Source organism: Stenotrophomonas sp. YJH_SMC_14-1 (assembly GCF_059372275.1).
The window spans coordinates 107,746-128,776 of record NZ_JCAFVK010000007.1 but is presented as its reverse complement, the minus strand read 5'-3'; the positions used below and the strand labels follow the sequence as shown (position 1 = coordinate 128,776).

Here is a 21,031-nt window from a genome sequence, read left to right as displayed (position 1 = left end):
GATGGAGGAACTGTGGAGATACGATGGAGGCAAGCACCTTAAGGCCCCGCCCCTGCATGCATGCCTCCCCTGCCCTCGCCGCCCTCGTCCTGATCGTCGAGGATGAGGCCGAGATCGCCGATATTCTTACCGCCTACCTGGAACGCGAAGGACTACGCACCCTGCGTGCCGCCGATGGCCACAGTGCACTGGACCTGCACCGCAGCGCCCGCCCCGACCTGGTCCTGCTCGACGTACAACTGCCGCGGCTGGATGGCTGGAGCGTACTGACCCAGCTACGCCAGCGCGGCGAAACGCCGGTGATCATGCTGACCGCGCTGGACCAGGACCTGGACAAGCTGACTGCGCTGCGCATGGGCGCCGACGACTACGTGGTCAAGCCGTTCAATCCAGCCGAAGTGGCAGCGCGCGTGCGCGCCGTGCTGCGGCGTACGCTGCGTGGCTCGCGCGTGGACGCACCGACCGCACTGCGCGCGGGCCCGTTGCTGATCGACTCGGCCACCCATGCCGTGCATGTGGAAGGCGACGGCTACAGCCACGAAGTGCTGCTCACCCTAACCGAGTTCAAGCTGCTGCACTGCATGGCGCTGGCGCCGACCCGCATCTTCAGCCGCAGCGAACTGATGCACGAATGCCTGCCGGAAAGCGAGGCGCTGGAGCGCACGGTCGACAGCCATGTCAGCAAGCTGCGCCGCAAGCTGGATGAAGTGGGCATGGTCAATGTTCCGGCCAGCGTGCGCGGTGTCGGCTACCGGTTGATGGCCGACCGCTGATGGCCCGCCTGCGCCGCTCCGGGCTCAGTCGCCACATCATCGTCTCGATGTCGCTGATGGTGATCGGCGTCATCGTGATGATGATCCTGTCATCGTGGCTGCTGTACGCGGTGCTGGTCGAGTTCTTCCCCGGCAGTGCCGAAGAGCCGGAAAGCTGGCTGCCGACCGGGCCGGAGCTGGCATGGATGGTCGGGGTGATCCTGACCGGCCTGGCACTGGCCATCGCCGCCTCGTTCCGCCTTGCCCACCGCATCCTGTCGCCGTTGAATTCGCTGGTCGACAGCGTGCGCGCGCTTGCCGGCGGCGACCTCGGTGCGCGCGCCAGCGCCCAGGAAAACTCGCCCGGCGAAGTGGCCACCCTGGTCGAGGATTTCAATGCGATGGCGCGCCGCCTGCAGCACATGGAGAGCGAGCGCGCGATGTGGCATGCGGCCATTGCCCATGAACTGCGGACTCCGGTGACGATCCTGCGTGGTCGCCTGCAGGGGCTGGCCGAGGGTGTGTTCCAGCCAGACGAATCCCAGTTCCGCAGCCTGCTGGCACAGGTCGAAGGCCTCTCACGCCTGATCGAGGATCTGCGCGTGTTGAGCCTGTCCGACAACGCGCGGTTGGACGTACGCCGCGCGCGCACCGACGTGGTGGCCGAAGTGCATTCGGTGATGACCCTGGTCGACCCGCAGTTCCGCGCCGCCGGCTTCGTGCTGGAGCTGGAAACCAGCCGCGAGGAACACAACGCGCACTGTGACCCGACACGCTTGCGCCAGGCCCTGCTGGCACTGCTGGAGAATGCGCGCCGCTACGCCAGCCCGGGCAAGGTGCGGATTGCCGTGCACGACACGCCCGGACACGTGCAGGTGGCGATCGAGGACGAAGGCCCGGGCATCGACCCGGAACTTCACACCGACATCTTCACTCCGTTCATGCGCGCCGACGGCTCGCGCTCGCGCCAGGGCGGCGGCAGCGGGCTGGGCCTGGCGGTGGTCAAGGCCATCGCCGATGCACATGGCGGCCGCGTCTACTGCACGCCCGGCAGCGCCGGCGGCAGCCGCTTCGTCATCGAGCTTCCGCGCCAGTAGCGGGCGTGGCTGCCTGTTCCCGCAGGCGTGCGCCGAGCGCGGCGAGGTTGGCATCGATCGCATCCATCTCGTTGCGCTGGCCCGCCGGCAACTGCTGGCGCAGCTGCACGCGCAGCGCCTGCCAGGCCGGCACCGCCTCTGCGCTGGCAGTGGCAACCGCTTCGGCCAGCACCGCCTGCTCATCGGCAAGCGGCAATCCGTAGCCATCGTCGACCAGCAGCGTACCCGGGCGCAGCCATTGCCCACCCTGCTCCAGCAGCTGGCGCAGGCCGCGCGTCTCGGCACTGTCCGGTGCCGCCAGCAGGCGCCGTTTCAGCACATCGCGCGCGCGCAGTTCAGCGCGGCGTTGCGCAGCCTGTTCCAGCAGCAGCAGCCCGGCGCTGGCACGCAGGTCACCCTGCAGCAGCCACTGCGCACGCTGCTGTGCGGGCAGCTTCAGCCAGGCGCGCACATCGCGCACCGGCAGCCCCAGCTGTGAGCTCGCCACCGCGAACAACTGCTGGTAGTGGTCGCGTGCCGAGGCGAAGTAGTAGCCCTGCGCCTGCGCTGAATCCCGATCAGCCAGCACCTGCTCATCCAGTACCTGCAATCGCGCCAGCCGGCGCTTCAACCCGCGCGGACTCAGCTGGGCCAGCCCGGCCTCCCCCAGGCGCGGCACGCCCGCCTGCAGCAGCTTTGCGGTTTCCACCGCGCAGTTGTTGCTGACGAAGTAATAGCGCCCGTCATAGCTCCAGTGCACCTGTGCAGTGCGCTCGAGCAGGCCGGCGATCTCGCCGGATGACAACTGCAATGGCAGCGACTGCAACCCACGCAGTTCCACCTTGGTGTACTCGTCCACCACCTGCTGCAGCGGCAGCACGAACAGGCGCGAGGGATAGCCGCCGGTCAGGCCACGCCAGTTGGAAATCTGCACATCACCTACGAATGCGCGGAACGACAGTACGCGGTGGTACTCCAGGTCCAGGCGGCAGTCCGGCCCCGGCGCACGGCCCGGCCGGCAGATCACCAGCCGCAGCATGCTGTGCCCCCAGCGGCTCATCGGCTGCGCACTGCCTTCGGCGAACAGGTAGTCCACGGCGTAGACGCGCGAAGGATCGAGCTGCAGCAGCGATGCCGCACCCTCTTCCGATTCGGCCTGCAGCAATGGCAACGTGGCCGCGCAGTGCGACTGCGGCAGCGATGGCGGGGTTCCGAAATGCGCCTGGTACCACTGCGCCAGCGCCGGGCGCCGGCAGGCAAACTCGCTGTCGAGCACGAAATGCTCGGCGTTCACTGCCAGGTACTCGGCCGGATCCTTCAGTTCATAGGCATCCGGACTACGGTCACGGAAGTCGTTGCCACCACGGCCAAGATGCCAGGGCTTGCGCTGCCATCCGGCCAGGTCGCGCCAGCGCGCACTGCGCGACCAGTTCGCGCCGCTACGGTCTGCAACATGGGTCAGTTCATGCACCAGCGCGCTGCGTCGTGCACGGCGTGCGCCGGGCACGGCATCATCCAGCAGCTCGCGACGCAGGTCGATGTGGCCGGCGAAAGCGCGACCATGCACATCGGCCGGCAGGTGGTCGCTCCAACGCACCTGCACGTGTGCTGGCAGTGCGCGCAGCAGGCCATCTGGCAGCAAGGACTGCACGTCGGCCAGGGTCTGCATCGCCACCTGCTGCTGTGCAGGGCTCAGCCCTTCCGGATCCAGGCGCAGGTCTCCGCTGGCATGTGCGGCCGGAACGGCCAGCAGTAGAGCCAGGCCATGCCTGGCTGCGTTCCGTGCAGATGTCATGGCGTTGCCAGCCAGCGGCCGGCACTACCCGGGATCAACGCGCCAGCAGCGCGCGGGCCAGTTCCAGGTCGCTCTGCTGCTGTGCGGCAGCGCTCTGCTCACGCAGGTGCACCAGTGCGGCCTGCAGGCGGGCGCCACGGATCTGGCCATCGCTGGCGACGAACGCAGCGGCATCGTCGCGTGCAGCCTGCACCACCTTGTCGTCGCCCGAGCTGCTGGCCGAAGAGCCCGACGATGCACCGGTGGCGGAACCGGCCGAGGTGCCGGCGAAGCTGGAAGCAAAGCCGGCCAGCGGCAGGGACAGCAGGGCGAGCAGCAGAAGCGGACGGGTCATCGGTTCGAAGCCGGTTGTGAGGATGCGTGGAGCGTAACGGGTGCGTGAAGGATTTGCCCGGCTCAAACGTCGAACAGCTTGCCGGGATTCAGCCGCGCTTGGGGATCGAACGCACGTTTGACCGCCTTCATCAGGGCGATCTCGGCCGGGCCGCGGGTGCTGTCCAGGTAGCCCTTCTTGACCAGGCCGATGCCGTGTTCAGCCGAGATGCTGCCATCGAACCGGGCCAGCACCTGCGCCAGCAGCTTGGTCACATGCTCGCACTGCGCCACGAAATCGGCGTCGCTGGTGTCATCGGGCTTGAGCACGTTGATGTGCAGGTTGCCGTCACCGATATGACCGAACCACACCACATCGAAGTGCGGGTAGGCCTGCCCGATCAATGCCTGGGTCTCGGCCAGGAACGCCGGCATCGCCGAGATCCGCACCGAGACGTCGTTCTTGTAGGGCTTGTAGCGCGCCAGCGATTCGGTGATGCCTTCGCGCAGGCGCCATAACTGGGCGGCCTGGGCATCGCTGGCACTGATCACGCCGTCGCTGACCCAGCCGTTGCCCATGCAGTCCTCGAAGGCCGCCATCGCCGCCGCTTCCTGCGCTTCGTCGTTGGCGGCGAACTCGGTGACCACGTAATACGGGTGCACCTCGTCGAACGGTGCCTGCGCACCATGCGCCAGCACGTGCTCCAGCGCGCGATCAGTGAAGAATTCGAAGGCCTGCAGCTGCAGCCGTGCGCGGAACGCGGCGAATACCTGCATCAGCACTTCGAAGCTGGGCAGCGCCAGCAGCATCACGTTGCTGGCCGGCGGCGGATCGGTCAGCTTCACCGTCGCTTCGACGATCACGCCCAGCGTGCCTTCCGAACCGATCAGCAGCTGGCGGAAGTCATAGCCGCTGGAGTTCTTGATCAGGCCCTTGTTGAGCTCCAGCAGTTCGCCGCTGGCGGTAACCACCTTCAGCCCGGCGATCCACTCGCGGGTGTTGCCGTAGCGGATCACGCGGATGCCACCGGCATTGGTGGCGATGTTGCCGCCGATCGTGCAGGAACCACGCGCGGCGAAATCCACCGGGTAGATCAGGCCGTGGTCCAGCGCGGCGTTGTGCACGGCTTCCAGCGGCATGCCGGCCTGCACCACCAGGGTGCGATCGACCGCGTCGTAGGCCAGCGCCTTGTTCATCCGCTCCAGGCTGAGCACCAGCTCGCCGTTGGCGGCCACCGCGCCACCCGAGAGACCGGTGCGGCCACCGGACGGCACCACGGCCACGCCCTCGTCTGCGCTCCAGCGCATCACCGCCTGCACTTCCTCGACCGTGGCCGGCAGCGCGATCGCCAGCGGCGCCGGCGTCCAGCGCCGGGTCCAGTCGCGCCCGTAGTGCTCCAGGTCGGCCGGGTCGGTCTTCAGCTTCAGGCCGGGACAGGCCTGCTGCAGCGAGGCAATGCGGGAATCGGTCATGACGGTCCAGCGCGGTGCGTGAAGAACGGGCAAGCGTGCCAGCGGCACGCGCCAGCGTCCAGCCCCGCAGCCGTGCAGATAGCTACGGATGCAACCAATTGCGCACTGCACCATGGGCGTTGCGATCTGGCATAGTGGTCAGCCCCTGTCCCACTGGCCGCGTCGCCCCATGTCGCCGAAGAAGACCTCGTTCCCCAAGCAGGATATCCGCGTGCTGTTGCTGGAGGGGGTCAGCCAGACCGCCGTGGAGGTGTTCAGCGCCGCCGGCTACAGCCAGATCGAGGCGCACACCAAGGCACTGCCCGAGGACGAACTGAAGGCGCGCATCGCCGAGGCGCACATCGTCGGCATCCGTTCGCGCACCCAGCTCAGCGCCGAGGTGCTGGCCGAGGCCAAGCGCCTGATCGCGGTGGGCTGCTTCTGCATCGGCACCAACCAGGTCGACCTGGACGCGGCCGAGCTGGCCGGCATCCCGGTGTTCAACGCGCCCTATTCCAACACCCGCAGCGTGGCCGAGCTGGTGATTGCCGAGGCGATCATGCTGACCCGTGGCATTCCGCAGAAGAATGCCGAGTGCCATCGCGGCGGCTGGTCGAAGTCGGCCAGCGGCAGCCATGAGGTGCGTGGCAAGACCCTGGGCATCATCGGCTATGGCCACATCGGCACCCAGGTCGGCGTGCTGGCCGAATCGCTGGGCATGCAGGTGATCTTCCACGACGTGGAAACCAAGCTGGCGCTGGGCAATGCGCGTGCTGCGGCCAGCCTGGACGACCTGCTGGCGCGGGCCGACATCGTCACCCTGCACGTGCCGGAGACCCCGGCCACGCAGTGGATGATCGGCAGCACCGAGCTGGCGAAGATGCGCAAGGGCGCGCACCTGATCAACGCCGCGCGCGGCACCGTGGTCGACATCGATGCGCTGGACGCGGCGCTGGCCAGCGGCCACGTCGGAGGCGCCGCGCTGGACGTGTTCCCGGTCGAGCCGAAGGGCAATGGCGATATCTTCGAATCGCCGCTGACCCGCCACGACAACGTGATCCTGACCCCGCACGTGGGCGGCAGCACGCTGGAGGCGCAGGACAACATCGGCGTGGAGGTGGCGGCCAAGCTGGTGCGCTACAGCGACAACGGCAGCACCCTGTCGGCGGTCAACTTCCCGGAAGTGACCCTGCCCGAACACGAAGACAGCCTGCGCCTGCTGCACATCCACCAGAACGTGCCGGGCGTGCTGTCCAAGGTCAACGAGATCTTCTCGCGCCACAACGTCAACATCGACGGCCAGTTCCTGCGCACCGACCCGAAGGTGGGTTACGTGGTGATCGACATTACCGCCAGCGAGGCACAGGCCGCCGCCGTGCGCGACGAACTGGCCGCGATTCCGGGCACGCTGCGGACGCGCATCCTGTATTGAAAAAAGGGGACGGAGGGGATTAAGTCGTTTGCGGCACATGCGCTATAAACGACTTGATCCCCTCCGTCCCCTTTTTACCTCAACGTGCCAGCCAGCGGCGCGCCATGCGCTGCATGGATTCGTCCGATTCCGGATCGGCCGCGACTTCGGTCACCGGCCGCCAGGCCAGGTCGAGTGACTCCTCGCTGAGCACGAAGGCCTCGCCACCCAGCGCCCGGATCACGAAACGCATGTCGTAGTGCCAGTGCCCCGGCACGTCCTTGCGCTCCGGAATCCAATGCTTGTCCAGATCGAAGATGGCCGGGTCTTCCAGTACCAGGCCGCTCAGGCCCGACTCCTCCTCGGCTTCCTTCAGCGCCACCTGGGCCAGGTCGCGGTCGCCGTCGGCGTGGCCGCCCAGCTGCAGCCAGCGCTGCAGCTTGCGGTGATGGGTCAGCAGCAGCCGCTGGCCATCGGCGCTGACCAGCCAGCAGCTGGCGGTGAAGTGGCCCGCCAGCCGTTCACGCCGGAACGGATCTTCCGGATCGTCCAGCAATGTGCCGAATTCGGCAGCCAGTGCGTCGTGGGCAGGCTCACGGCGGGCATAGTCCCGCAGCAGGCCACGCAGGCGATCGTCAAGCACGGCAAGGGTTTCGGCGGTCTGGCGCATGAATGGGGGCGGTCTGGAAAAATACTGCTCATTATCGCCGTTCATTGTTGCGATTGCGCTTGTGCGTTAGCTTCAGCTTTGGCTAAGGTACAGCGGGCCGTTCGCGCGGCCTTCACCATTCCAGGGTTGCCGGCAACGTATCGGCGGCCCACCCCATCCGATCACTAGGAAGTACTGCATGCTGAAAGCTCTGTTGAGGGTCAAGCCGGTTGAACCGGCCGGGCACGTCGATGCCGGCGAACCCATCGAAGGCAGCCTGGACGGCGAAGCCACGTTGAAACGGACCCTCACGGCTAAACACCTCATCCTGCTTGGCGTGGGTGCGGTGATCGGCGCTGGTATCTTCGTGCTGACCGGCCAGGCGGCGGCCAACCATGCCGGCCCGGCGGTGATGCTTTCGTTCGTGCTGGCCGGTTTCGCCTGTGCCCTGGCGGGCCTGTGCTACGCCGAGTTCGCGGCGATGATGCCGGTCTCCGGCAGTGCCTACTCGTACTCCTACGCCACCTTGGGCGAAGGCATGGCCTGGTTCATCGGCTGGTGCCTGGTGCTGGAGTACCTGTTCGCCTCGGCCTCGGTCGCGGTGGGCTGGTCGGCGTACCTGATCAGCTTCATCACCACCACCTTGCACATGCCGTTCCCGGACCTGCTCAGCGCCGCGCCCATCGCCTGGACCGGCAGCGAGTTCGTCTCCTCCGGCAAGCTGTTCAACCTGCCGGCGGTGCTGATCGTGGCGGCGGTGTCCGGCCTGCTGTACGTGGGCGTGACCCAGTCGGCCTTCGTCAACGCCATCATCGTGGCGATCAAGGTCACCGTCATCTGCCTGTTCATCGGCATCGGCGCGGCCCATATCGACCCGGCCAACTGGCAGCCGTTCATCCCGGAAAACACCGGCGTGCCGGGTGAGTTCGGCTGGAGCGGCATCTTCCGCGCGGCCACCATCGTGTTCTTCGCCTACATCGGCTTCGACGCGGTCTCCACCGCCGCCGGTGAAACCAAGGACCCACAGCGCAACATGCCGATCGGCCTGCTCGGCTCGCTGGCGGTGTGCACCATCGTCTACATCATCGTCTGCGCGGTGCTGACCGGCATGATGCCGTACCACCTGCTGGGCACCGACAAGCCGGTGGCGACCGCCCTGGAGCCCTACCCGACCCTGTCCTGGCTGAAGACGTTCGTGGAAATCGGCGCCATCGCCGGCCTGTCCTCGGTGGTGCTGGTGATGATGATGGGCCAGACCCGCATCGCCTATACCATCTCCCGCGACGGCCTGCTGCCGAAGTTCTTCGGCAAGGTCCACGCCCGCTTCCGCACCCCGTACGTCGCCACCATCGTGGTCGGCGTGATCGCTGCCGCGCTGGCCGGCCTGGTGCCGCTGAACGTGCTCGGCGAACTCGTCTCGATGGGCACCCTGCTGGCCTTCGCCACCGTCTGCGTCGGCGTGCTGGTGCTGCGCTATACCAAGCCGGACCTGCACCGCCCGTTCCGCGTGCCGATGGTGTGGATCATCTGCCCGCTCGGCGCGGCCACCTGCCTGTTCCTGTTCTGGCAGGCGTTCGTGGTGCATTGGCATCTGTTCGTTGGCTGGACGCTGCTCGGCCTGCTGATCTACCTGGGCTACGGCATCCGCAACAGCAAGCTGGCCAAGTCGCCCTGATCCGCCTACGGGCCGGCCTCGCGCCGGCCCGTCCGTTTTCCCCGCGCGCCGCCCGTGGCGCGCTTCGACAAGACCACCACACATGTTCAAGCAACTGTGGGCCACCAAGCACCCGCATGCCGCCCATGAAGACGCCAACGGCCTGAGCCTGCGCCGCCACCTCGGCCCCTGGGGCCTGACCGCCCTCGGTATCGGCGCGGTGATCGGCGGCGGCATCTTCGTCATCACCGGCCAGGCCGCCGCCAACCACGCCGGCCCGGCCATCATGCTGTCCTTCGTACTGGCCGCCATCTGCTGCGCCTTCTGCGCACTGGCCTATGCCGAGTTCGCCTCGATGGTGCCGGTCTCCGGCAGCGCCTACACCTACACCTACGCCACCTTCGGCGAGCTCTCGGCCTGGTTCATCGGCTGGATGCTGGTGCTCGAATACGGCGTCTCCGCCTCGGCGGTCGCGGTCAGCTGGACCGGCTATTTCCTCAGCCTGCTCAGCCAGTTCGACATCCATCTACCGGCGGCGCTGGTCAGCGCCCCACTCGATGCACAGCTGCGCCCCACCGGCGCGATCGCCAACCTGCCGGCCGCTGCGCTGGTACTGATGCTGACCTGGCTGTGCTACGTCGGCATCAGCAAGTCCTCGGCGATGAACATGGCAATGGTCGTGCTGAAGACCGGCCTGATCCTGCTGGTCATCGTGGTCGGCTGGAAGTACGTGGACACCAGCAACTGGACGCCCTTCATCCCGGCCAACGAAGGCCCCGGCAAGTACGGCATGGAAGGCGTGCTGCGTGGCGCGGCGATGGTGTTCTTCGCCTACATCGGTTTCGAAGCGGTGTCGGTGGCGGCGCAGGAATCGAAGAATCCGCAGCGTGACATGCCGTTCGGCATGATGCTGTCGCTGGTGATCTGCACCGTGCTCTACATCGCGATGGCCGCGGTGATGACCGGCCTGGTGCCGTTCCAGCTGCTCGGCACCGACGAGCCGGTGGTGACTGCCGTGGCCGCGCATCCGCAGCTGGGCTGGCTGCGCTGGGTGGTCGAGGTCGGCGCGCTGGTCGGCCTGTCCTCGGTGGTGCTGGTGATGATCATCGGCCAGCCGCGCATCTTCATGATCATGGGTCGCGACGGCCTGCTGCCGCCGGTGTTTACCAGGATCCACCCGAAGTACCGCACTCCGCACATCAACACCGTGATCACCGGCATCGGCATCGCCTTGCTGGCGGCGCTGTTCCCGCTGGACATCCTGGGCGAGCTGACCTCGATGGGCACACTGATCGCATTCGCGGCCGTGTGCGCCGGCGTGCTGATCCTGCGCCGCACCCAGCCGGACCTGCCGCGGCCGTTCCGCATGCCGATGGCGTGGCTGATCTGCAGCCTGGGCGTGCTGAGTTGCCTTGCCCTGCTGTCGGCGATGACGATGCACAACTGGATGCTGATGGGGGTGTGGACGTTCGTCGGTTTCGTGATCTATTTCTGCTACGGCTTCAGGCACAGCCGCCTGCGGGTGAAGTAAAGGGATTGCAGGGCCTGCGGCCCTGCACCCGCCGGAGCCGGAGCAACTTCCAGAGCAACAGCTGGGTTGAGGGTTTGGCGGAGAGGCATGGGTTAGCGGGGGACGCCGTGAATCCATCCATGGAGGCTTGGCCGCGGCATCCATGCCGCGGACACCCCCGCGAACCCATGCCCCCCCGCCCCTGACACTTTCCCGGCACGTCCGGTAGATCCACGCCATGCGTGGATGATGGTCATTCCCAGCGACCAGGGCGCCCGACGATGATCATCTGCGGCCAAACCAGAAGGTCTTCTGTATCCAGCCTGCCCCGCCCATGCAGCCCATGAAGTGCTCGTGATTCTCCTTGGCGTTGACGTCCACGGTGTAGCGCTCGGTCTTTGGCATCAGCATCGTCTTGTATTTGCCATCCACGTCGCATGTCTCGCCTTCCTTGCAGGCGTCAGCACCTCAATCTCTTCGGCGCGCTCGACAACGTCCATCTTCTCCGGCCACTTCTCGTTGGCCTCTGCCCTGCAGCGCCACCGCGACTCATCCAGCGGATCAGCATGATCACTGAAGCGGGCCCATTCGGTCGCACAACCTCTGGTCAACAGCGCAAGCCCCGCAGCCACGGCCAGTCGCATACACGTAGCCATCTCCATCATCCTTCTCGATTTCCGGTCGCTGCACGCGCTCGTGCTTTCCATTCACGTCGTACGTGTTCTTGTCCTGCTCGCTGCACGTCTCAAGCCTCTACGCCTGAACGATTCGCACGACCACGGCATTCTCCGCTGGCCACTGTTGCCTCGAGTCCGTTGAGCAGCAACCGGTCGAGCCGCTGTCGTCCGCCGCGCCGGCTCCGCCTAGCGGCGATTGAACCAGATGAGCTGCTGCTGCCAGCCGGCACCGGCCATACAGGCATTGAACTCGCTGCTGCGGTCGGACGCGTTGACGTCCACGATGTAACTCTCCTCTTTCGGCATGGGTACCATGTTGTACTTGCCGTCAATGGCGCAGACTTCATCAAGCCTGCAGGGCACCTTGCGGTCTTCGTAGACAGTGCGCGTGGCCACTTCATTCCTGACCGGCCAGTGATCGTCGGCCTGCGCCCTGCAACTCGAATGGGCGGGGCCGAATGACCGCGCACCCGCGTCCATCTTCACCCATTCCATCGTGCAGCCACTGCTGGCAAGCATGATGCCAATCGCCCCCATCATCCCCATCGCGCGCGCGATCATCGAAGTACTCCTTTCCTTGGCGCTCGCCGGAACTTCTGCGGCAATCCGATGATGTTTCGCGGCAAGAGGGCTGTCCACGACCGGAATCGCTTCCAGCGGGAGCGCTGCCCTCCCCATTCAGCCAGCGCTGTGCTTGCCTCGATCCAACCCCTGCGCGCCGCCTGCCAGCACACCGCTTCGCGTTGCCCACGCAGCAGGCAGGCGGTACCCGCGCGGGCCCAGCATCGGGCCGGATCACGTAAAATGCCGTCCATGGACACCACCACCTTTCCCTACGACACCGCCCGCCTGGGCGAACTGGCCCAGCTGCTGATCGACAACGTCCGCGAACTGGCCCAGGCCGGCTGGACCCCGGCCACCAGCAGCAACTTCTCCCACCGCCTGGACGACCGCCACGCCGCGATCACCGTCTCGGGCAAGGACAAGGGCCGCCTGATCGAGGACGACATCATGGTGGTGGACTTCGATGGCAAGGCCGTCGGCCGCCCGCTGCGCCCCTCCGCCGAAACCCTGCTGCACACCCAGCTGTACCGCCGCTTCCCGGAGATCGGCTGCGTGCTGCACACCCATTCGCCGGTGCAGACCATTGCCTCGCGCCTGTACGCGCCGCAGGGTCATGTGCACCTGGAAGGCTACGAACTGCTGAAGGCCTTCGCCGGCAACAGCACCCATGAGATGGCCATCGACGTACCGGTGTTCGCCAACACCCAGGACATGAACGTGCTTTCGAAGCAGGTCGACGACCTGCTCGACCGCCAGAACCTGTGGGGCTACCTGATCGACGGCCACGGCCTGTACGCCTGGGGCCGTGACATGGCCGAGGCGCGCCGTCATCTGGAAGCCTTCGAATTCCTGTTCCACTGCGAACTGGAACTGCGCAAGCTGCGCGGCTGAACCCGCGCGCAGGTGCAGATGCCGATCCGGAATCTGCACCTCGCCCCCACCCTGATACCCTGTCTTCCCCCCGAGACGTTCAAGCTGCCGCCATGAGCCGACTGCGCATCTACGACGACACCCGCCCCGAATCGCCGCTGCTGGACACCCAGGACGGCGCGGTCATCGCTGCCGAACTGCAGAAGATCGGCGTCACCTTCGAGCGCTGGCAGGCCACCGCACCGGTTGCGCCGGGCGCCAGCCAGGAGGAAGTGTTCGCCGCCTACCGCGCCGACATCGATCGCCTGGTCGCCGAGCGCGGCTTCAAGAGCGTGGACGTCGCCTCGATCGCCCCGGACAACCCGAACCGCGCCGAGCTGCGGAAGAAGTTCCTCGACGAGCACTTCCACAAGGAAGACGAGGTGCGCTTCTTCGTCGCAGGCTCCGGCCTGTTCACCCTGCACGTGGGTGACAAGGTCTATGAGATCGAGTGCGTGAAGGACGACCTGATCGCCGTACCCGATGGCACCACCCACTGGTTCGACATGGGCGATGAGCCCAGCTTCGTGGCGATCCGCTTCTTCACCGAGCCGGATGGCTGGGTCGGCCACTTCACCGGCACCGACATCGCGCAGAAGTTCCCCCGTTACGTACCCACCCAGGCATCCTGATCCATGCAGCCCCGCGTCATCCTGACCGACATCGAAGGCACTACCAGCAGCATCTCGTTCGTCAAGAACGTGCTGTTCCCCTATGCCCGCAAGGCCTTGCCGGCGTTCGTCGCCGAACATGGCCAGCAGCCTGAAGTCCGCCGCTGGCTGGACGCAGTGGCTACCGAGATCGGCGGTGCCTGCCAGGACAATCTGGTGGCCGAGACGCTGCAGGGCTGGATCGACCAGGACCGCAAGCACACCGCACTGAAGGCGCTGCAGGGGCTGATCTGGGACGAAGGCTACCGCCGTGGCGACTACACCGCGCACTTCTACCCGGAAGTGGCGCCGGTGCTGAAGGGCTGGCACGCTTCCGGCCTGCCGCTGTACGTGTACTCCTCCGGCTCGGTACCGGCCCAGAAGCTGTTCTTCGGTTTCAGCGATGCCGGTGACCTCAGCCCGCTGGTGTCGGGCTGGTTCGATACCGAGATCGGCGGCAAGCGCGAGGCCGACAGCTACCGCCGCATCGTGCAGGCGATCGGCGTGCCGGCCGGCGAGATCCTGTTCCTGTCCGATGTGGTGGAGGAATTGGACGCCGCCCGCGAAGCCGGCCTGCAGACCCGCCTGATCGATCGCCTGGATGATTACCCGATGCCGCGCATCGGCCAGGCCGCCAACGGCCACGAGCGGGTCGAGAACTTCCAGCAGATCCAGCTGTAAAGAAGAGATGTGTGCGGACCAACGGTCCGCACCTGCCCGTCTCCGCTTCTGGTAGATGCCAACCTTGGTTGGCATGTTCGGTGTGTGCCAACCAAGGTTGGCACCTACCAAAACAGGATGTGCCGCCCTCAACGATCGAGGTGTGCGGACCAACGGTCCGCACCTGCCCGGCTCCGCTTCTGGTAGATGCCAACCTTGGTTGGCATGTTCGGGGTGTGCCAACCAAGGTTGGCACCTACCAAAACAGGATGTGCCGCCCTCAACGATCGAGGTGTGCGGACCGACGGTCCGCACCTGCCCGGCTCCGTGTCTGGTAGATGCCAGCCTTGGGTGGCATGTTCGGTGTGTGCCAACCAAGGTTGGCACCTACCAAAACAGGATGTGCCGCCCTCAACGATCGAGGTGTGCGGACCAACGGTCCGCACCTGCCCGGCTCCGTGTCTGGTAGATGCCAGCCTTGGGTGGCATGTTCGGTGTGTGCCAACCAAGGTTGGCACCTACCAAAACAGGATGTGCCGCCCTCAACGATCAAGGTGTGCGGACCACCGGTCCGCACCTGCCCGTCTCCGCGTCTGGTAGATGCCAACCTTGGTTGGCATGTTCGGTGTGTGCCAACCAAGGTTGGCACCTACCAAAACAGGATGTGCCGCCCTCAACGATCGTTGAGGGTCTTCAGCTTCATTGCTTCGCGCAGGGTCGTCAGGTCCACCGGGCCGCGCACCGCAATGTCCCGGGTCTCGCCCGGCAGCAGATCCAGCAGGTTGTCTTCGACCTGCACGTCCAGCGCACCGAAATCGATCCACGTCGCGCGCACGTAAGCTGCGCTGTCCAGCCGCAGTCGATAGTGGTCGCCTTCGATGGACAGGGTGGCCTTCAGCTTCTGCCGCGGCAACACCTGGTCTTTTGCTTCGACGAATCCGACGATCTGGCGGGCACTGACCGCCCCGTTCTGCAGCAGCTCGAACACGGCCACCGTGCGCTTCGGATCGGCACCGGCCAGCAGCTCGGCATCGCGGAAATCACCGATCGAGGTGACGCCCGCCGCCGTCAACGCCACCGCGTCCTCGCGACGACGCAGCACCTTGCCATCCACATCCATCACCCGTAACCGCCAACGTGCATCTGCGGCAGCGCCATCATTGATCAGGCGCACCCGCGTACTGCCCTCATCACGCAATGCCGCCAGCGTGACCGGCGCGAAGAAGCGCCGCGCGGCGTAGTGCAGCGCCTTCCAGCGACCGAAGTAGTCCAGGCTGGACCATGAAGCACCCGGCCAGACGTCGTTGAGCTGCCAGTACAGCGAGCCCATCGTGTACGGCCGCGAGGCGCGATGGTGCAACGCGGCCAGCGCGATGCCATCGGCCTGCATCACCTGGCTGAGGTAGACGAAGTCCTCGAAGTCCTTCGGCGTGCCGTAGCCAAGTTCGATGTAGTGCAGCAGGCGGCTGTTGCCCTCGCCGGCCATGAATTTCTGGTGCGCGCGGATCACCGGGCTGTCGATGCGCTGCTCGGCGCGGGTGGCGATCTGGTCCACGGTGGCCACCGACGGCCATGCCTGCAGGCCGTACTCGGACATGAAGCGCGGCGTCTCGCGCAGGTAAGCCTGCACCGGCAGCGCCGGATTGCCCCAGACCTGCCAGTAGTGCTTGTCGCCACGCGTTGAATCGTTGGCCTTCTCGTCAAGGTCGTTGCTCGGTGAGCTGGACCAGTACGGCACGCCCAGCCCCTCCTCGCCCACTACCTGGCGCAGATCGTTGCCGAACAGGTCGACGTAGCCCTGCCAGACCTTCGCCGCAAATGCCGGGTTGGCCGCCTTCAGGTCGCGGCCGTGGCCCCAGTCCTTCCAGGCGGTTTCTTCCTCGTTGTTGCCACACCACAGCACGATGCTGGGGTGATGGCGCAGCCGGCGCACATTGTCGCGTGCCTCGGCCACCACGCTGGCACGGAAGGCCGGATCGTAGCCCGGCTGCATGCCACCACCGAACATGAAGTCCTGCCAGACCAGCAGGCCCAGTTCGTCGGCGATGTCGAAGAAGGCATCGTCCTCATAGTAGCCGCCACCCCAGTTGCGCAGCATGTTCATGTTGGCGTCGCGCGCGGCGGTCAGCACCTGGCGCAGGCGCGCGGCGTCGACCCGTGCGGGGAAGGCATCGAACGGAATGACGTTGGCGCCCTTTGCGAAGATCTCCACGCCGTTGATGACGAAAGCGAAGCCCTGCCCGCCCTTGCCGTCTTCCTCGCGGCGCAGTTCAACCGTGCGCAGGCCGATGCGCTGCTCGCGCACCAGCGCTGCATCGGCGCCACCGTCCAGGCGGGCCTGCACGGTGTAGCGGTCCTGTGCACCGTGGCCGACCGGCCACCAGCGCTGCGGCTTGACCAGTTCGACCGGTACTTCGACGGCGTTCTGGCCGGGCTTCAGCAGCACCGTGCGCTGCACCTGGGCCACGATGCGACCCTGCGGATCGCGCACATCGACATTCACCACCGCAGAACCGGCCGCCGCGCCCTGCTCCATCTGCAGCAGCACGGCCAGCTTCGCCTGCTCCGCGCTCAATGCATCGGTACGCACGGCAAGATCGGTCAGGCGGTGCGCATCCCAGGCCTGCAGGTCGACCCCGCGCCACACGCCGGCGGTGACATAGCGCGGGCCCCAGTCCCAACCGAAGTGATAGGCCGGCTTGCGCGCGAAGTTGCCGACCATCGCGTCCTTGGGCTCATCGCCATAGGGCGAAGGATAGTTGCCGGCGATCTTGTGCGGCATCGCCTGTACACCGGGAAGCAGTGTGCGGATTGGTGAACGGAACACGATCTGCAGTTCATTGCCATTCGCGCGCAGGCGCCCTTCCACGCGCGCACGCCAGGTGCGGTGCGCATTGTCCGCGCGCAGCAGCGGCCTGCCGTTGAGGCTGACTTCGGCATAGGTATCCAGCCCATCGAAGCGCAGCTCGGCATTGGGCTTGGCCAATGTCGCCGCATCCACGTCGAAGCGGGCGCGGTACTCCCAGGCAGCCAGCCCGATCCATTGCAGCTCGGCCTCAGGCGCACCGACGTACGGATCGCGGATCAGCGCGTGGGCGAGCAGGTCGGTGTGCACGCTGCCCGGCACCTTCGCCGCACGCCATTGCTGCAGGCCCGGGTGGGCTGCACCCTGCGCATCACCGGGCAGCATGCGGAATTCCCACTGTGCCTGCAGCGGGGCTGCAGTTGCCGGGAAGGCGGAGGCTGCGATCAGCAGCAGGAGCAGACGGACAACGAGGGAAAGACGATGCACGCGGAGCTCCTGTTCTTCCGCCGGGCGTGGCCCGGCGCTACCGATTCCGGATTGCCAGGCATGGCCTGGCACTACTGCCTTCGAACGATCTTCAGCGCACCACGTTCAATACTTCGTAGCACGCGCCCATGGTGTGGTAATCCACCTTGCCGGCCGGGCTCTTCTCGTCGCTGTACTTGCGGTTGTCGGCATCAAGGATGCGGAACCAGGCACCGTACTGGTGGTCGACGAAGTACTCCCACGAGTAGGCCCAGATGCGTTCGTACCACTGCCAGTAGCGGTCATCACCGGTGCGCTTGGCCATCAGTGCGGCGGTGGCCAGCGTTTCGGCCTGCACCCAGAAATACTTGTCGTCGTCGCAGACGAAGCTGTCGCCACCGATCGGCGCACCGTCCATGCCCGGCTGTCGGCGCGTTTCCGGTGCGAAACCGTAGTACAAGCCACCGCGCGCTTCGTCCCAGCTGCGCGCCACGGCCACATCGAACAGGTGCTGCGCGGTCGGCACCAGCCAGTCGGCCTGCACGTGGCGATCGAGGATCAGCAACAGCTTGGCCCATTCGGTCTGGTGGCCGGGCTGGAAGCCCCATGGGCGGAACAGGTGCTTGGGGTCGTCCAGGTTGTAGTCCCAGTCGATCTCCCAGTTCTCATCGTAGTGCTCCCAGACCAGCCCGCCGGCCTTGGCCGCCTGGCGGCGGGTCATGTTGTCGGCCAGCTGCAGCGCACGCTGGACATAGCGCTGCTCACCACTGGCCTCGAACGCCGCCAGCATCGCCTCGCACATGTGCATGTTGGCGTTCTGGCCACGGTAGCCGGTGAAGTTCCACTGCCCATCGGCTTCGTCCTTGTAGAGGCCGTGCTGGGGCTCCCAGAAGCGCGCTTCCAGCAGCTGCCAGGTCTCGTCCATCCATGCGCGGGCCTGTTCGAGACCGGCCTTCAGTGCGCAGCTGTAGGCCAACAGCACGAACGCCACGCCGTAGCAGTGGTTCATGTCGTCCTCGACCTTGCCGTCGCGCAGGGTCCAGGCGTAACCGCCGGTGGCCGGGTTGCGGTGCACCTCGCGCAGGTAGCGCACGCCGTGCTCGACCGCCTCACGGTACTCGGCGTTGCCGAATTCGCGGTAGGCCATCGCGTAGTTGAAGACGAAACGCGTGCTGCTCACCAGATGGCGATGGTTGGCGTCGTAGATGCTGCCGTCGTCACGGAAGTAGTGGAAGAAGCCACCGTTCGGATCGATGCAGCGCGGATGGTAGAACGCCATCGTATCGGCGATGTGCGCGCGCAGGAACGCGGGTGAACGGAAGTCGGGGGAGGTGCTCATGCGGTAATGTCCTGGGCCTGCAGCAGCTGCTGCACTTCATCGAGCGAGGGCATCGCGGCGAACGCGCCCTTGCGGGTAACAGCCAGCGCGCCGACCGCGGCGCCGAAGCGCAGCGTGGCGGTGATCGCCTCCGGGTCCTGGCAGAAGGCGGCAAAACCGGTACCGGCGCCGCCGCGCTCCAGCAGCCCAACCAGCACGCCACCGACGAAAGCATCGCCAGCCGCCGTGGTGTCGACGGTGGCCACGCGGAAGCTGGTGACCGTGCCGTGGTTGTCGCGCGTGTACCAGTGCAGCGTGGCCGCACCGTCGGTGACGATCACCCAGCGCGCCTGCGCGGCCAGCAGGCGCCTCAGCACCATTGCCTCACCATCGGCGCCCAGCGGCGCGGCCAGGTAGTCCAGCTCCTCGCGCGACAGCTTCACCAGGTCGGCGCGTTCCAGCGCCTGCCACAGGCGCGGCGTCGGGTCCTCGTTCGCCGGCCACAGCGCGGGACGCAGGTTCAGATCGAGGCTGACCACCGCGCCGGCCGCACGTGCACGGTCCATGCCTGCGAAGGTCGCCCCGGCGATGGCCGGCTCGGTCAGGCTGTTGGAGCAGACGTGGAAGCACTGCGCGCTATCGAGGCAGGCGGCCTGGAAATCGCTGTCACGGAACAGCAGGTCTGCCGCCGGCGGGCGGTAGAAGCTGAAGCTGCGCTCGCCACTGGCGTCGAGGGCGACGAAGGCCAGCGCGGTCTTCGCCGCATCGGTACGCACGATGTAATCCGTGCCCACGCCGTGCTCGACCAGGCTGTCGGCCAGGAAGTCACCGAACATGTCACGGCCGAGCATGCCGACGAACTGGGTCTTCGCGCCCAGCCGCGCAGCGGCCACGGCAACGTTGGCCGGCGCCCCGCCGGCGTACTGCAGGAACGCCCGCGGCGTATCGGCCGAGGCCGGCGGCTGCGCTAGTAGATCGATCAAAATTTCGCCGAAGCAAACGATGGAACCCATTCCGGACTCAGCCTCCCTGCGTTGCGGAAGCCGGCGTGCGTGCGCCGACCAGTCCGTAGAAAATGATGTAGCCGTAGCACAGCAGCGGCAGGATGAAGCTGGCTTGCACACCGATGTGGTCGGCCAGCACGCCCTGCAGGTACGGCACCACCGCACCGCCGACGATGGCCATGATCAGCAGGCTGGAACCCTTGTTGGTCAGCGGGCCCAGGCGCTCGATGCTCAGCGCGAAGATGGTCGGGAACATGATCGAGTTGAACAGGCCGATCGCCACCACCGAGTACAGCGCGATGTTGCCGGAGGTCAGCATGGTCGTGACCAGCAGCCCCACGTTGACCAGCGCGAAGATCGCCAGCAGGCGGCTGGGCGAGAAGCGCGCCAGCAGCGCCGAGCCGGCGAAGCGGCCGAACATCGCCATCGTCCAGTAGGCCGACACGTAATGCGTGGCCTCCTGCTCGCTGAAGCCGCCGATGTTGGGCATCGACAGGTAGTTGACCAGGAAGCTGCCGATCGAAACTTCGGCGCCGACGTAGAAGAAGATGCCCAGCACACCCAGCAGCAGGTGGCGCTTGCGCAGCGCATCCAGGTAGCTGTGGTGGTGGCCCTGGTCGGCCTGCTCGGTGGCGTCGCTCAGTGCCGGCAGGCGGAACAGGTATACGAACAGCGCCAGCAGCACCAGCGCAACGGCCAGCCCCACGTACGGGCCCTGCACGGCCTGCGCCTCGGCGGCACGGTAGGCCAGCTGTTCGGCGGCCGGCAGTGCCGCGATGTCATCGGCACTCTTCACCGTGTTGGACAGGATCAGCATGCCGCCGAAGATCGGGGCGATGGCCGTGCCCAGCGAGTTCAGTGCCTGCGCCAGGGTCAGGCGACTGGAGCTGGTCTGCTCCGGGCCCAGCAGCGCGACGTAGGGGTTCGCAGCAACCTGCAGCACGGTGATGCCGGTGGCCAGAACGAACAACGCACCGAGGAAGGCGCCATACACGCGCAGCTCGGCCGCCGGCCAGAAGCCCAGTGCGCCGATACCGGCGATCACCAGGCCGGCCACGATGCCCTTCTTGTAGCCCAGCGCCGCCACCAGCCGACCTGCCGGCAGCGACATCAGGAAATAGGTACCGAAGAACGTGAACTGCACCAGCATCGCCTTGGCGTAGTTCAGCTCGAACACCGCCTTCAGGTGCGGGATCAGGATGTCATTGAGGCAGGTCAGGAAGCCCCACATGAAGAAGATCGTGGTGACCACGGCCAGCGCCTTGCCGTTGGTGACGGCAGGTGCGTTGCCCGAAGATCCCGTTGGACGGGGCGTTGCGGAGATCGGCATGCGGTACGCGCCTCGATGCGCGGAAGGTCGTTGTTGC

The 21,031-nt window shown here is 66.4% G+C and carries 17 protein-coding genes; 8 read left to right on the top strand and 9 right to left on the bottom strand.

The features are described 5' to 3' along the window. Positions 1–56: 56 nt before the first annotated feature. On the top strand, positions 57–773 hold the full coding sequence (locus AC5P9P_RS15920) for a response regulator (protein ID WP_005413196.1): 717 nt from the start codon (positions 57–59) through the stop codon (positions 771–773). Beyond that, positions 773–1,849, top strand: a complete 1,077-nt coding sequence (locus AC5P9P_RS15915) for an ATP-binding protein (RefSeq protein WP_005409462.1) — start codon at positions 773–775, stop codon at positions 1,847–1,849. Before AC5P9P_RS15920 ends, AC5P9P_RS15915 begins: the two co-directional genes overlap by 1 nt. Here the strand turns inward: AC5P9P_RS15915 and AC5P9P_RS15910 are convergent. From AC5P9P_RS15910 to AC5P9P_RS15900, 3 genes are all read right to left on the bottom strand, one after another. Beyond that, a complete protein-coding gene (locus AC5P9P_RS15910; protein WP_495232946.1) occupies positions 1,827–3,623 on the bottom strand; it encodes a DUF7844 domain-containing protein in 1,797 nt (598 codons plus the stop codon). The genes AC5P9P_RS15915 and AC5P9P_RS15910 overlap by 23 nt on opposite strands. A gap of 34 nt (positions 3,624–3,657) precedes the next feature. Further along, positions 3,658–3,957 carry a DUF2388 domain-containing protein gene (locus tag AC5P9P_RS15905; protein WP_005413193.1) on the bottom strand — a complete coding sequence of 100 codons (300 nt, stop codon included), beginning with the start codon at positions 3,955–3,957 and terminating at the stop codon, positions 3,658–3,660. Between the two features lie 62 nt (positions 3,958–4,019). Beyond that, positions 4,020–5,408 (bottom strand): FAD-binding oxidoreductase, encoded by a 1,389-nt coding sequence (locus tag AC5P9P_RS15900; RefSeq protein WP_049433635.1) that lies wholly within the window; start codon positions 5,406–5,408, stop codon positions 4,020–4,022. Positions 5,409–5,577: 169 nt separating this feature from the next. Here AC5P9P_RS15900 and serA point away from each other — a divergent pair, with 169 nt between their 5' ends. After that, positions 5,578–6,819: a phosphoglycerate dehydrogenase gene (serA, locus tag AC5P9P_RS15895; RefSeq protein WP_005409458.1), complete on the top strand. Its 1,242-nt coding sequence runs from the start codon at positions 5,578–5,580 to the stop codon at positions 6,817–6,819. Positions 6,820–6,898: 79 nt separating this feature from the next. Here serA and AC5P9P_RS15890 read toward each other — a convergent pair whose 3' ends face one another. Continuing rightward, positions 6,899–7,513: an NUDIX hydrolase gene (locus AC5P9P_RS15890; RefSeq protein ID WP_080354694.1), complete on the bottom strand. Its 615-nt coding sequence runs from the start codon at positions 7,511–7,513 to the stop codon at positions 6,899–6,901. A 133-nt stretch (positions 7,514–7,646) separates the two neighbouring features. Here AC5P9P_RS15890 and AC5P9P_RS15885 point away from each other — a divergent pair, with 133 nt between their 5' ends. After that, positions 7,647–9,122 (top strand): amino acid permease, encoded by a 1,476-nt coding sequence (locus tag AC5P9P_RS15885; RefSeq protein ID WP_005409456.1) that lies wholly within the window; start codon positions 7,647–7,649, stop codon positions 9,120–9,122. Between the two features lie 82 nt (positions 9,123–9,204). After that, positions 9,205–10,632, top strand: coding sequence for an amino acid permease (locus AC5P9P_RS15880; protein ID WP_033833464.1), 1,428 nt, complete (start codon positions 9,205–9,207; stop codon positions 10,630–10,632). A gap of 842 nt (positions 10,633–11,474) precedes the next feature. On the opposite strand, the gene AC5P9P_RS15875 is transcribed toward AC5P9P_RS15880, so the two are convergent. Next, positions 11,475–11,849, bottom strand: coding sequence for a hypothetical protein (locus AC5P9P_RS15875; RefSeq protein WP_032957971.1), 375 nt, complete (start codon positions 11,847–11,849; stop codon positions 11,475–11,477). A gap of 252 nt (positions 11,850–12,101) precedes the next feature. Between AC5P9P_RS15875 and AC5P9P_RS15870 the strand changes: the two genes are divergently transcribed. The 3 genes from AC5P9P_RS15870 (at position 12,102) to mtnC (ending at position 14,092) form a co-directional block, all read left to right on the top strand. Then, positions 12,102–12,743, top strand: coding sequence for a methylthioribulose 1-phosphate dehydratase (locus AC5P9P_RS15870; protein WP_032966041.1), 642 nt, complete (start codon positions 12,102–12,104; stop codon positions 12,741–12,743). 92 nt (positions 12,744–12,835) lie between these two features. Beyond that, a complete protein-coding gene (locus AC5P9P_RS15865; protein ID WP_005409451.1) occupies positions 12,836–13,393 on the top strand; it encodes a 1,2-dihydroxy-3-keto-5-methylthiopentene dioxygenase in 558 nt (185 codons plus the stop codon). Positions 13,394–13,396: 3 nt separating this feature from the next. Further along, the gene (gene mtnC, locus AC5P9P_RS15860; RefSeq protein ID WP_049433633.1) at positions 13,397–14,092 is read left to right on the top strand and encodes an acireductone synthase; all 696 of its coding nucleotides are present in this window, start codon (positions 13,397–13,399) and stop codon (positions 14,090–14,092) included. A gap of 652 nt (positions 14,093–14,744) precedes the next feature. Here mtnC and AC5P9P_RS15855 read toward each other — a convergent pair. The 4 genes from AC5P9P_RS15855 to fucP form a co-directional block, all read right to left on the bottom strand. Then, positions 14,745–17,363, bottom strand: coding sequence for a beta-mannosidase (locus AC5P9P_RS15855; protein WP_184013841.1), 2,619 nt, complete (start codon positions 17,361–17,363; stop codon positions 14,745–14,747). Positions 17,364–17,454: 91 nt separating this feature from the next. After that, on the bottom strand, positions 17,455–18,681 hold the full coding sequence (locus AC5P9P_RS15850; protein WP_111172538.1) for an AGE family epimerase/isomerase: 1,227 nt from the start codon (positions 18,679–18,681) through the stop codon (positions 17,455–17,457). Then, positions 18,678–19,673: a carbohydrate kinase family protein gene (locus AC5P9P_RS15845; RefSeq protein ID WP_049404350.1), complete on the bottom strand. Its 996-nt coding sequence runs from the start codon at positions 19,671–19,673 to the stop codon at positions 18,678–18,680. The genes AC5P9P_RS15850 and AC5P9P_RS15845 overlap by 4 nt, the downstream gene beginning before the upstream one ends. Before the next feature lie 7 nt (positions 19,674–19,680). Then, complete coding sequence (gene fucP, locus AC5P9P_RS15840) at positions 19,681–20,994, bottom strand: L-fucose:H+ symporter permease (RefSeq protein ID WP_033833310.1); 1,314 nt, start codon at positions 20,992–20,994, stop codon at positions 19,681–19,683. Positions 20,995–21,031: the final 37 nt, after the last annotated feature.